The organism is Lactobacillus sp. ESL0701, from assembly GCF_029433445.1.
Classification (GTDB): Bacteria; Bacillota; Bacilli; order Lactobacillales; family Lactobacillaceae; genus Lactobacillus.
In genome coordinates, this window is record NZ_JAQTIC010000003.1 from 57,711 (window position 1) to 71,720 (window position 14,010).

Annotated in this window: 5 protein-coding genes; 4 read left to right on the forward strand and 1 reads right to left on the reverse strand. The window is 40.3% G+C overall.

Annotation, left to right across the window (positions count from 1 at the left end; genetic code table 11):
- Nucleotides 1–166: 166 nt before the first annotated feature.
- Complete coding sequence (locus PT281_RS03260) at nt 167–10,675, forward strand: DUF1542 domain-containing protein (RefSeq protein ID WP_277151982.1); 10,509 nt, start codon at nt 167–169, stop codon at nt 10,673–10,675.
- A gap of 71 nt (nt 10,676–10,746) precedes the next feature.
- On the opposite strand, the gene PT281_RS03265 is transcribed toward PT281_RS03260, so the two are convergent.
- On the reverse strand, nt 10,747–11,454 hold the full coding sequence (locus tag PT281_RS03265) for a Bax inhibitor-1/YccA family protein (RefSeq protein WP_277151984.1): 708 nt from the start codon (nt 11,452–11,454) through the stop codon (nt 10,747–10,749).
- Nucleotides 11,455–11,588: 134 nt separating this feature from the next.
- Between PT281_RS03265 and PT281_RS03270 the strand changes: the two genes are divergently transcribed.
- From PT281_RS03270 to rlmD, 3 genes are all read left to right on the forward strand, one after another.
- Entirely contained in the window at nt 11,589–11,954 is a 366-nt protein-coding gene (locus tag PT281_RS03270) for a type II toxin-antitoxin system RelE/ParE family toxin (protein WP_277151986.1), read from the forward strand.
- Complete coding sequence (locus PT281_RS03275; RefSeq protein ID WP_277131107.1) at nt 11,944–12,210, forward strand: helix-turn-helix transcriptional regulator; 267 nt, start codon at nt 11,944–11,946, stop codon at nt 12,208–12,210. Before PT281_RS03270 ends, PT281_RS03275 begins: the two co-directional genes overlap by 11 nt.
- Before the next feature lie 80 nt (nt 12,211–12,290).
- Nucleotides 12,291–13,637: a 23S rRNA (uracil(1939)-C(5))-methyltransferase RlmD gene (rlmD, locus tag PT281_RS03280; protein ID WP_277151988.1), complete on the forward strand. Its 1,347-nt coding sequence runs from the start codon at nt 12,291–12,293 to the stop codon at nt 13,635–13,637.
- Nucleotides 13,638–14,010: the final 373 nt, after the last annotated feature.

Consider the following 14,010-nt stretch of genomic DNA (forward strand, 5'->3'; position numbering starts at 1 on the left):
AAATATGATGCGTGTTATTTAATTTACAAATAAAGCGCTTTAATTGACTAACAAATATCTGTGCCTTAATATAAAAATATAAAGTGTCTTAATATATATTTTTATATATCTGATATAGGAGCAGAAAATGTTAGGAAAAAATAATTTTAAAGAAAGATTACGGAAAATGAACCTGGAATCAAAAAAGGATCGTTTTTCGATTAGAAAACTAACAATTGGTGTTGCATCAGTTCTACTAGGCTTTACCTTTATGGGTGTTAAGGGACAAACTGCTAAAGCTGATACATTGCAGTCAGACCAAAGCCAAACTCAAACTAAGCAATTGACTGATGAAACTGACCAAACTTCAACGATTAAGGCCGATATACCTAACAATGATAAGTTATCAACTTATGCTGGCTTAAAATCCTTTTTAAGAGATGATTCGCCTGAAGATACCAAGACGGATTCAACCGCTAAAACTCCGGATCAAGATCATCAGTCATCATCTGATAAGACTGATGATCATCAAGCTGAACCTGCAAAACCCGACCAAGACCAAGATAATCGTCAGCCTGCAGCTAAACCAGATGAGAATGGTCACCAGGCGGATGCTAATGATGCCGCAGCTAATATTACAACTGGTGATAATTCTCCAGCTACTGTTACTCAGCAGCAAAAGCCGCAGACCCAAGACTTAGTGGAAACACCTAATTTGGCAACTACTACTGAATCTTCAGTTAATGTTGGCTCGTGGAAAGGGCTAACTGATGCTTTTTCTAATATTAATATCCACGAAATTAATATTATTAATAATATTAAGGCGGGAACTAGTGATGCCGACGTAGAAGTGAAAACTAGAGACTTAGTAATCAAGTCTGCGGCAGATAATCGTTATATCATTGACTTTCAAAGATATCGTCCACGTGATAAGTCGTCGACAACTAAAGTTAATATAACTTATGAAAATCTTGATATTTATAGTTGTACGTATTATGGCTTAATGCAAACTGGCAGTAATAAGCGGGCAATTGTCAATTTTAAGAATGTTAACTTTATTGGTTCACAGATGATGTTTGTTGGTGAACATACAGAAATTCATTTTTATGGTACTAATACCGCCCAAACAGTCAAAACATATACTAATGTCTTTGGCACATCAACAACACAATCAACTATTCAGCAGCTGTTTGAGTTTACTAAAGAAGGTGGGCGGTTAATTTTTGAAAATGGTGCTCAATTTACGGGGACGACATACAGCGGCAATGTAGTTGAAATGTCTGGCGGTAAGACTGGTGCAGATACAATTGACGGCATTTCTTTAGCCAATGATAATCAAGTTATTGTTAAAACTGGTGCGGTCGTAACCTTAAATCCTAAGGGCGGTGATATGCCAGACAGTCCAAATATAATTGAAAATACTAATTCTGCTAATGGGATTGTTATTTATAGTGGACAAGGTTCCGTTAATATTCAAACTGGCGGCACTGTCAACATTAATGTCGGGGGGACGACTGACTATACAGGTACGATTAATAACCGTAAAGCCAAGGCAATTAACTTATCCGATAGTGGTTCAAGCTTAACAGTTGGCGATGGCGGCAGTTTAAATGTCGTAACTAACGGTAACATTAGTGATCGTACTGGCAAGGGGCCAGCCAATGTTTTAGTTAATATTGGTGGTAATTTAACAGTTGGCAAGGCAGCTAACTTTAATATTACCGGGAAAAATATGGGTAATTTTGCCGGAACATTAATGAATATTGGTGGTTCGTCAGACATTACTGGTAGTAACTTCAAAATTCAGTTAACTGATAACCCAGGGACTGGCAAATTGACTTTACTTAACCCTAGTTCAAATACGCAAATTAATAATCCCCAGGACTTTTTGCTAGATACTGGTGGCAATTCTGTGGCTAATATTCTGTCGACTGGTAACTTTACGCTTAATAGCGTTAGGTTAAAACAACCAGGAACAAGTACGTCGAACGCCTTTAGAACTTTTGGCTTTAAGGGTAATAGCAATGGTACCTTGTCAACGATTAATACAGCGATTGAAGGAATTAGTCCAAGTGATGAAACAGCAGCAATTGCACTAATTAATGGCAAAGATGTGGCGGTACTTGAATTTGTTAGTGCTAATGATGGCTTTTTAGCAATTGATCCGATTAGTGATGATGATATTATCATTGATGATGGCGATAATGAAGTAATCACTGGTTATGTTAATGAGGGCGGCGCCTATATTTCTGCTGTAATGCCAGATAATAGCCGCTTGGGCAATATAACTAGTCCATATTATAAAGAAGCAGCACAAAATATTAAGTATGCGGCTATTTCTGCTGATAGTGCGGAAACTAGCGGTGCCCATCAAGGTAAATTCAAGTTTACGATCACTGTACCTAAAGCTCAACTTGCTAGTATCGCGACCGGCAGTGTGGTGACATTAACAGCGACCAAGAATTTTGTTCAAGGTGACCCATCACTGGAAGATCCACAAAATCCTCAATCGGCAAAATTATATTCTGCTAGTGAAATTGCAGTTAAAAAGCAAGAGGATGCAGTCAGAGAAATTAATGCTGCAGCGACTGCTGCTAAGCAAAAGTTGACTGATTTATTTGGTTCAGATACAGCTAAGGCACAACCATATATTGATGCAATTGATGACTGGGTGACTAAGTCAACAACTAATAATCCGACTTCAGCCGATTCTGTTTATGGGACAACTGATAGCGCGGAAATAGTTAACCGGCGTGATGCAGCAATTGCGGGAATCAATGATGAAGTAAGTAAGGCTGAGAAAGCTAATGTAGACGAATTAAGGAATGCCGCTAAAGCTGAATTAGCTGCGTATGCGCAAAAAGCTAACCAATATTTAGGCACGACAGATGATTCTGACATTGCTGATTTGGTAAATGCCGCTAATGGTGTCTTTGATGATGAGAATAGCACTAGTGATGAGATTAACGCTGCGCTGACAGCAGCTAAAGATAATATTTTGGCTTCATTCAAGACCAAGGCAGAAGACAATATTGCAACTACAACGACTAATAATAAGCACCAAATTACGAATGTCTTAGCCTTATCATCAGAGCAAAAAGAGAAGTATCAAACCGAATTAGTATCTGCGGCTGCCGCTGGTAAAACTGCCATTGATTCAGCTGCTGACCTGGATGCAGCCGGCACAGCTTATCAAACAGCCAAGAATGATACAGATAAAGTTTTTGCGACGGCTAACACGATTTCAGACTTGCGTAAGTATAAGAATACCTTGAAGCAAAATTATCCAAGTTTGGCTGACCAGCTTGAGAGTGAGTCAGCAAACTATGAAGCGCAAATTGATGCCGGTACCAGTGATTTAGCTGCAGGTAAAGCCGCCTTAGATCAAATTGTTAATGGATTTAATGCGGCTGCAACTAGTGGATTACAATCGGCTTACGATACGGCTAAGTCGCAACTAGAAAGTAGTTCTAACCAGAAGGTACAGGATGCGTTGACCGCTGCCCAAGATGCAATAACGGCAATAGGCACAGCTAGTGATGAAGATGATATGGTAGCTAAAAAAGAAGCTGCTCAAACTGCCATTGATAAACTGAATGCGTTAATTGCACTGCAAAATGAGGCTGCTAGTGAAAAGGCAAAATATGCTGCAATGTATCCAGGTAATAGCACACTTACTGACCAAATTAATACTGATATTGATGCCGCACTAGCAACAGGAATTGATAACATAACTGCTGATTCGACAACTAATGATAATTTAGCAGAAGTGCAGACTGCTGGTATAGTTGCCATTGATCGTGTTGGTGCTAAAGCACAACTTGAACAAAAGGCACTGGAAATTGAAAACCAAATTAATAATTTATCCGGCTTGAGTGCTGGCGAACGTGACAAACAGATTCAGGCAGTCAAGGATCTGTTGACTAATGACGATCATACTGGTTATCAAGATCAAATTGATCAAGCAACTAGTCAGGATGAGGTTAATACGTTAACTACTGCTGGTCTGACTGCATTGAATAATTTACTTACAGACCAGACATTAGCTTCTGAAAGAAATAATGCAATTGCCAAATTGCAGGCTGCGCAAGCTGCTGCTAATGCGCAAATTGATGGTACTAGTTTGAGTGCTGCTGACAAGACCAAGTTTAAGCATGATATTCAAAATCAGGTTGATCAGGGTATTAGTAATATTAACGCGGCAGCTTCGATAGACGCAATTAATGACGCGGAAGTGGCTGCCGAAAATGGCATTAATGGAATTGTCGCTAATGCGACGACGCAAAATACGGCATTGCAATCTGCTCAAGCAGCAGCAATTAGTGAACTAACACAAGCTGCTCAGGCTGCTAAGACAGCTATTGATAACTTGCCAGCAGATCAACTGAGTGCAAGCGAAAAAGAAGCTTATAAGAGTCAGATTGATCAAGCTGTCACTGCGGCAACTAATAATATCAACGCGGCTACGTCGACAGATGATGTAACCAGTGCTAAGACAATTGGTAAGACCAACATTAATAATATCGAAGTGGCGGCTGATTTAGCGGCTGCTAAAGCCAAGGCATTGCAAGAATTAACAACTGCTCAGACAACTAACAAGCAGGCAATTGATGATTTATTTGCAGCTGGTAAGATTGATGCTGCTAAGCAAGCTGAATTAAAGGGCAGAATTGATGACTTTTACAATGATGCAGTTGCAAAAGTAACGGCTGATACCACAACTAACCAAATCGTAATTGATAAGACTGCAGGAATTAACGCGATGAACGGTGTGGCGACTGATGCTGCTGACAATGCTAATCAAGAGTTGACGACTGCCAAAGATAATGCCTTAGACAACACGGGTAATCCCATCGGTTTAAATAATTTGGCTGCTGAAATTAAGGAGCATATTGAGCAGGATAGTAATTTGGGACCTAACCAAAAGTTAGCTTATCAAGCACAAGTTGATGCGGCTTTGGACAAGGCAAAGGCTGATGTCGCTGCGGCTGGGACAACAGACGAAGTTGCGCAAGCAGCAACTAATGGTCGGGATGCAATGTTGCAAGTTAAGGCAGCTGCTGATTTGAAGTCAGCTCAAATTGCTGCTGAAAGAGCATTACTAGCCAAACATGATGCTGTTATTGCGGCTATTAATCAAAAGACTAATATTGATAGTACTGGGAAAGCAGCGTTAATTGCTCAAGTTGAAAGTGCATATAATGCCGCTCTAAATAAGGTTGATAATCCGGCACCAGCAACAATTGCTCAAGTTAACAGTGACCGGGATGCTGGTATTGATAACATGCAAAATGTGTTAGTTAATGCTGGTGATTTGGACAGTTTAATTAAGGAATACCAAGATAAGCTTGACCAAGTAGCACAAGATGCAGTTGATCGCGTTAATGCGTCGGCAATGACTGCTGATGCTAAACAAACAGCAATTAACGCAATTAACGCTGCTCGTGATGATGGTAAGCAGCAGATTGCGGCTAAAGATAATTTAGCTGATATTAAAACTGCTGAAACTGCAGGCGAGACAGCAATTTTAGAAGCAGAAAAGGAAACTAGCCTAACTGCTGCTAAGGATGCTGCTAATCAAAAAATTGCTGATGCCGCTGCCACTGCTAAGCAGCAGCTTCGTGATTCAATTAGGGGCTTATCTGCTGCTGAAATTGCTGCTGGTGAAGCCGCAATTGATGAAGCAGCTGCTACTGCTCATAACGCAATTAATGGTGCAACAAGTGAAGCTGCAGTTACTGCTGCGGAAAACCTAGGTGAAACAGCGATTTATCAAGAAGTTGCTAAGGCTGGTTTAGCTGCTAATAAGCGGCAAGCTAAGGAAGCAATTCAAGCCGCAATCGATAATGCTCAATTCAATGAAGAGGATAGACAGCGGGCGGAATCAATTCAGACAGCTGCTAATAATACAATTGATGCGGCAACTACCTCTGCAGAAGTTGATGAGCAAAAGCAATTGGCTTTGGCTGCAATTGCTAATGTTAAGACGGCAGCCGATTTGAACGAAGCTAAGGATAAGGCAATTGCTGCTCTTGATAAGGAATTAAATGGTGATGGCACTCCTGAAAATCCGGGAATTTTAAACCAAATTGCTAATAATCCTAACTTAACTGCTGATGAAATAGCAGAATATCAGAAGCAAGCTAAGGATGCTTACACCAATGCTGTGGCTACCATTAATGGCTCTCAAGATGAGTCGTCACTTCCAGCTAAGGAGCGTGCGGGAATTCTGGCGATTGACGAAGCTTTAGTTGCCGCAACTTTGCAAGGCAAAAAGAATGCGGCTAACAAAGAATTGGATCAAGCTGCTCAAGATGCGACTGCAGCGATTGACCAGCTAGACTTGGACCAAACTAAGAAGGATAACTTAAAGAGCTTAGTTGCCAGCGAATTAGAAAAAGCCAAAAATAAGGTTAATGCCGCAACTGATGAGGCTGGGATTACAGCAGCTGCAACTGAAGGTAAAACAGCAATCAATAATATTAGTGGTCATGCCACTGATGAAGAATTAACGCAGGCGGCAAATAATGCCAAAAATAATTTGCAAAATCAGGCAGATGATTTAAAGGCGCAAATTGCCCAGTCATATCAAGATGGAAAGCTAGATCAAGATCAATATAATGACTTGAATGAGCAGGTTCAAACTGCCCTAGACAATGCAATTACGGCAATTAATCAGGCAAATACTCCAGATGAGGTAACCCAGGTTGCAGCTACTGGGACAACAAATATTGCTGCAGTTGCTTCTGCTAAAGATGTAGAAGAAGCCTTGAATACCGACCTGGCAGCCTTACAAGCTGCTGCGGATCAGGCAAATCAAGCAATTGACGCGTCATCGGCAACGCCGGAACAAAAGCAGCAGATGAAAGCGGCGATTGAAGCCGAACGAGTTAAGGCCGCTGATAAAATTAAGGATGCTAAGGAAACAACAGACCCAATTACCAATATGGCAGCTGCTAAAGATCAAGGCATAACGACAATTGCCAATATTTCCCAACTTTATGATGAGAAGGATACTGCGATTAAAGCTTTGAAGCAAAAAGCAGCAGACACTAAAGCTCAAATTGCCGCTGCAGCTAATAATCCAGCTGATGCCGCAAGTCCATACTTAAGCGTGAGCGAAGTTGCGGCAGCTAACGCCGCCGTTGATGCTGCCCTAAGTGATGCTATTTCCGCAATTAATGCCGCACCAGACCAAGCTGGAATTACTGCAGCGCAAACAGCCGGCGAGACCGCAATTACTAATTCAACTTTGCCGGCACAATTAGCGGCTGAGAAAAATAAGCAAATTGCCGCGATTAATGCTTACGCTGCTGGACCAGATGGTAAGGGTGCAATAGAAGCTTCTAATTTAACTGCTGAGCAAAAAGCAATGCTGGAAGCGCAAATTGAGGCCGCAAGAAAGAAGGCTGTGGACAAGATTAATAATGTCCAGTTGCCAGCTAATCCGCTGCCAGCTGATTTGACGGCTGCGACAACTGCTATTTCTGATGCTGAAAAGGGAACAGTGCAAGATGGTGCAGCTGACTTTGGCGAAGCAGGGATTGCCGCGATTGTTAGTGCAGCTTCGGATCAAGAGACGTTGAATCATAAGGCTGATAAGATTGCGGAGTTAGAACAGTACGCTGCGGATGCAAAACAAAAGATTGAACAATCTGGCTTGCCAGTAGACAAGCAGCAAGAGCAAAAAGCCTTGGTTGATGCTGCATTTGATACTGCTAAGGCAAAGATTGCGGCGGCAACTGATACAAATGCTGCTGATAATGAATTGAGTACAGGTGAGTGGAATATTGATAATGTTGTTAGAGCCGCACAACTTGACGGTCAAAAGAGTGCAGCCTTTGATGCTATTAAGGATGAGCAAGATAAGGCAATTGCAATTGTTAATAAGTCGAGCTTAACATCAGAGCAAAAGCAAGCTGCCATTGCAGATATTAATAGTTCTTATGATGCTGCTAAGGCGTCAGTTGAAGCAGCAGATGATGCTGCCCTTGATAGTGCTAAGGCAGATGGTATTGATAAGATTAAGGCGGTTTTAAATAAAGGAAATAGTCATCCCCATTTTGCTAATGAAATTACTAATACTAAGGATTTAGCAACTGATTATGATGATTTGGCATTAACTGATGAAGAGAAGACGCAATACAGTGATTTAATTACAGAAGTGGAAAATGGAATTGAAGACTTAGCTGGTGCAACTGATCTAGGATCAGCAGTTGAAGCTTATGATCGCGGTAGAACTGCTTTGAATAAGCTGATTGCTGCTAAAAAGGTTAATGATGCAGCTAAAGCAGCCAAAGACAGGATCGATCAAATTCCGGATGATGTTTTAAGTCAGACGGATAAGACGAATTTGAAAGAGCAGATTGATGCTGCTGCCAAGAAGACGACGGATGCCATTAATGAGGTTGTTGAGCCCGATGGGGATGTTAGCGGCAAGGCTGATAAGATTGATGAAATTATGACAGCTGGCATGAGCGATATTAATGCTTATGATACGCAAGCATTAAGTCATTCCCAAGCTGCTGCTAAGAATAAGTTGGACCAAGAAGCAGATACTGCCAATACAGCAATTGATAATTCAGCTTTGACGGCTGAGCAAAAGGCAGCACAAAAGCAAAAAGTTCAGGAAGCGTTGGCTGCTGCTAAGGATAAGGTAGATGCTGCAACTGATCAAAATGGAGTTAATACTGCCTTGACAGATGGCAAGACAAAGATTTACGATGTTTCCAAGGATACAGAACTTTTACTTGATAAGAATCAAGCTATTCAAGATTTGCAAAATGCTGCAGATGAAGCAACGACTTTAATTGATAATTCTAACTTATCTGATGAGGAGAAAGCCACAGAAAAAGGTAATATTGCTGCTGCTGTAAGTGACACTCAGGATAAAATTAACCAGGCTACAACTAGTGACGATATTCAAGCAGCTTTAACAGACGGTAAGCAATATATTAGTCTAATAGTTGATAAAGTTAACTTACAGCAAGCTAAGAGTAAAGCCAAACAAGACTTGGCTGCCGCAGCTGATGCTGCCAATACGGCAATTGATAATTCAAGTTTGACAGATGAGCAAAAGGCAGAACAGAAGGAGAAAGTGCAAGCCGCTTTGACTACTGCTCAAGGGAAGGTAGACGCTGCGACTGATAGTAAAGATGTTGCAACCGAATTGACTAATGGTAAGACAGCAATTAATGACGCGACAGCTAATACATCACTTCTTGATGCTCAAAACAAGGCTAAGCAAGAATTACAGTTAGCAGCTGATACTGCCAATACGGCAATCGATAATTCAAGTTTGACGGATGAGCAAAAGGAAGCACAGAAACAAAAAGTGCAAGCTGCTCTGACTGCTGCTCAAGATAAAATTGATGCTGCAACAGATAGTACAGGTGTCGCAAATGCATTAACTAGTGGCAAAGATTTGCTTACTGCTAGACAGGATGCAATTAATAAGATTAGCGATGCCTATACAACAGCTAAGGATAAGTTATCGACAGGCAAAATTAGTCCAACTCAATTGGCCATTGCTAAGCAAAAAGCGCTAGATAACTTAAATGACACTACAAGCAGTGATGATATTAATGACAACTTGGTTAGCTGGCTGCGTGACATTGCTACGGCAGCTGTTCAGGATGCAGCAAATGCTGCTGATCAGGCTATTGATAGTAATCCTGATTACAGCCAAGCTGATAAGACTAAGCTCAAAGCTAAGGTTAATGAGCTATTAAACGAAGCAATCAAGGATCAGGGCGCAATTAACTCGGCAACTGATCATGAAAGTGTGATTGCTGCCCGTGATAAGGCAATTAATGAAATTATCAAGCATTACACTGATAAGCCAACTATTGATCATGTTTTGCATGATAGTGATAACAGTGGCTCAATTTCAGCACCGACGCCAACTTTACCTGCTAATGATGTGGAAAAAGAACAAACCCTGCTGCATAATGCTTATATTTATGATGAAAGTGGCAAGCGAGTTAATAAGTGGGTTCTGAAAGCTGGTTCAACAGTTAAGACCTATGGCACTAAGGAAATCGCTGGTCAAACTTACCTGATTTTACATAATCAAGGCAAAGAATACTACCTAATTGACACTAACGTCACTGGTAAATCGGCTAAGTTGAACCATAATGCTTATGTTTATAATCGTTTTGGCAAGCGTGTTGGTACCAAGTCGGTTCTCAAGAAGGGCAAGGCAATTACGATTTATGGCAGCCCAGTTAAAATTGCTGGTAAACAATACTACATTATTGGTGCTGGCGAATATATCAAGGCAGCTAATGTCAATGCCGCAACGGCTGTTAAGCCATCAGGTCAGCCAGCAACTTTAGGACCTAACGAAAAACTGTTGATGCATAATGCTTATTTGTATAATGAGCATGGTGAACGCGTCAGCCAGGTGGTTCTAACCGATAATTCAATTGTTGAAGTTAGTGGAACTACAGTCATTAATGGTCGCGAGTTTACTAAGTTGACTAATGGATACTATATAGCTGCTGCTAATATAATTGGTACTGAACAGAAGCTGACACATAGTGCCGCTATTTACAATCGGTCAGGTAAGCAAATCGGCAATAAGCTTATCGCCAAGGGTAAGCAGGTAACCGTTTATGGTGACCCAGTTACAATTAAGGGTAAACAGTATTACATTATTGGTCGCAACCAATATTTGCAGGTCAATAATTTTTAATAAAATTATTCAGACCTGACAAAAAACGCTAAGCTGAAAAGCTTAGCGTTTTTGTTTGTAAAATTATGCTGTTAATTATTGTTGTTACTGTATCCGAAAATCTCGAGGATAAACAGAAAAATGTTAATGAAGTCCAAGTAGAGCTGTAAGGCACCTAAGATGGCCAGACCATTAGTTGAAACCTGATTGCCATAATTGTTGTAAATCATCTTCATCTTGTTGGCATCACTGGCAACTAAGCCGGTAAAGATAATCACGCCAATGAAGGAAAAGATGTAGGTAATCGTTGGATTATGCAAAAACATATTAACAATCCAAGCGATGAAAAAGCCGAATAGAGCGGCGCTGAAATAGGAACCCCAATTAGTTAAATCTTTCTTGGTAAAAGTCCCAAAAGCAGCCATCGCAATGAAGACCGCACTTGAAGAAACAAACGCGGTTGTGAGCTGCGTTCCCGTGTAAAAGCCGGCAATTAGGGCAAATTCGAAGCCATAAATGACGGCTAAAATCATTAACATAATGAAACTAGCAGCAGGATTGCGGTTGGCCTTAAAGCTGATTCCCAGCGATAAGGCGAAAGGTACCAGCAAAATGAGCCACATCATTGCGACTGGCATTTGCATGACGGCACTTCTAAAGACGGTCATTGTTAAATAAGCGGCAAGAGCGGAAACCAGCACTGCGACACCCATTAACGCGTACATTTTGGTTAAAAAGCTGTTGGTATCAGAGATACTGCGGATTTGCCGCCGTCCCTGATTAGTATCAAAATTATTCATTTAATGACATCCTTTCTTTTTATTAGATGTTAGATAATACGGTAACACATTTGGTGTAGAGAGTGAAGAAATAGGGGAAATTTGTTTAATATTATATAAGTGAATTTACAATGCATTAATGATATAATTAGACTATGAAAAATCCAGAATTTGAATCATATCAGAGACCTAATGGTCACGATGAATTTGTCGAATGGCTAGATAAATTATCTATTAAAGATCAGCAAAAACTATTACAGGTAATCACGGATACAGAAGAACAGGGGCTGCTCGTTGCACAAAGGATGAATTGGGTGAAAAAAATTGGCGTCACTAGGAATTTATATGAATTACGAAGTAAAGTAGGAAAAAACATTCAGAGAGCACTATATTTTCATGTTGAAGATGAACGATATGTTATTACTCATGGTTTTACCAAAAAAACTCAGAAAACGCCTATTTTTGAAATTAAACATGCGATTAGTTTAAGAAAGGAATGGTATGAACAAAATGAAAATTGACGATATTTTAAAACAAAAATTAAAAGATCCTGAATTTGCAGAAGGCTATTATTCTGAAAAAGAGCGCTCTGCAAGCGCAATTGCACTATATTATGCAAGAGAAGATGCAGGATTGACACAGGCAGATTTGGCGGAACGGGCTGGTGTTCCGCAATCAACAATCGCAAGGATTGAGAGCGGCGGTAATGTAACTTTTGATAAATTAGCTAAGATTGCTCATGCAATGGGTAAAACTATTAAAGTGGAATTTTTATAGGAATTCTTTTTGACAATACTTTTCTGCTATTTTCCTGTAAAATAGAAATGTTAATCAGTGTTTGTAAAAAAGGACGAAAAATGGAAAAAAATCAAATTATTGACTTAGAAATTACCGACTTGTCTTACGAGGCAATGGGAGTAGCGCATTATGAAGGCATGACGATTTTCGTGACCAATGCGCTGCCGGGTGAAACAGTCAGTGCCAAAATTTTGAAGGTCAAGAAGCGGTTTGCTTTTGCTAAAATCGAAAAGATTATTAAGGAAAGTCCCGACCGAGTAAATATTGAGCTTAATCAATGGGTGCAAACAGGCCTAGCATCATTAGCACACATTAAGTATGACAAGCAGCTGGAGTTTAAGCGCAATCAGGTCGTTAACTTACTGCAAAAGGCTCATTTGGACAATGTGGAAGTCGGTCAGACTTTGCCAAGCCCAGAAGAGACAGGTTACCGTAATAAGGCGCAGGTGCCGGTACGAACAGTTAATGGCCAATTGGAGATTGGCTTTTTCAGACGGCATTCACATGACTTGGTGCCATTGACTAATTTCTTTACGACTGATCCCGAGATTGATCGCGTTTTGGTTGCCGTGCGTGCCATTTTGCGTGCCAGCAAAGTCCCAGCTTATGATGAAATTCATAATAAGGGCGAGGTGCGCTACCTTGATGTGCGCCGCAGCAAGGCTAATGGCGAAATCATGGTCATCTTGGTTTGTCTGCACAAGGATTTCCCTCAATTAGAAAAAATTGCCGCAGAAATTAAGAAAATCGAAGGTGTTACTAGCCTAGTCTTAAATTACAATCCGAAGAAGACCAATGTTATTTTGGGTAAAGCTGACTACTTAATCTTTGGTAAGCCGCAGATTGTTGACCAAATTGGTGATGTTAAGTTCAGAATTTCGCCGGAAAGTTTCTTCCAAATTAACTCGCTGCAAACGCCAAGATTGTATGACTTGGCAATTAAGCAGGCTGACTTAAAGGAAACGGATACGGTGATTGATGCTTATTCTGGTATTGGGACAATTGGTTTGAGCGTTGCTAAGCACGTCAAGAGTGTGCGTGGAATTGAAGTTGTGCGGGATGCCGTTAAGGATGCCAATGATAATGCCGAAATGAACGACATTCACAATGCCAAGTATTTTGTGGGTAAGGCCGAAGAGTTGATGCCGCGTTGGGCCGACAAGGGTATTACCAGCGATGTGATTTTCGTTGATCCCCCAAGAAAGGGCCTGACACCAGAATTTATTGCCGGCGCAGTTAAGACTGGTCCGAAGAAGATTGTTTATATCTCCTGTAACCCCGCCACGCTTGTGCGTGACTTGCAGGAATTCCAAAAACTGGGTTATGACTTTAACCGGATTGATCCAGTTGATATGTTCCCACAGACGCCACATGTCGAAGCAGTAGTGGTGTTGACAAGAAAATAGAATAATAGATTAGTATTTTTTGTGTGGAGAAAAAAATAAGGTGCTAATTTAGATTTTGCAGCTTTTAGGATAATTAATTAAAAAACTACTGTGGCTGAAAAATTTTTACTACAACCTCTATAAAGAGCCTGAAAAAATTTTTTCTAAAGGAAATAAAGTTTTCATATTAATGAAAGTCATAAAGAAATTTATAAGATAATCTGAGAATTGATATTATTAATTCCTTGATTATGAAAACGAGTAATTTAGTTGATGATTTTAAACTTGAAATGTTGTTGATAACAGGTAATTACTGAATTATAACACGTTTGTACTTTTTGATTTAAGCCTAATAAAGTATAAAATTTAATTCATTATCGCAATTTTCAAGCGC

Excerpts from the sequence above, each read along its gene's own strand:
- PT281_RS03260 (WP_277151982.1), top strand. The coding sequence starts at position 167 with ATGAACCTGGAATCAAAAAAGGATCGTTTTTCGATTAGAAAACTAACA.
- PT281_RS03275 (WP_277131107.1), top strand. The coding sequence starts at position 11,944 with ATGAAAATTGACGATATTTTAAAACAAAAATTAAAAGATCCTGAATTT.
- PT281_RS03265 (WP_277151984.1), bottom strand. The coding sequence starts at position 11,454 with ATGAATAATTTTGATACTAATCAGGGACGGCGGCAAATCCGCAGTATC.
- rlmD (WP_277151988.1), top strand. The coding sequence starts at position 12,291 with ATGGAAAAAAATCAAATTATTGACTTAGAAATTACCGACTTGTCTTAC.
- PT281_RS03270 (WP_277151986.1), top strand. The coding sequence starts at position 11,589 with ATGAAAAATCCAGAATTTGAATCATATCAGAGACCTAATGGTCACGAT.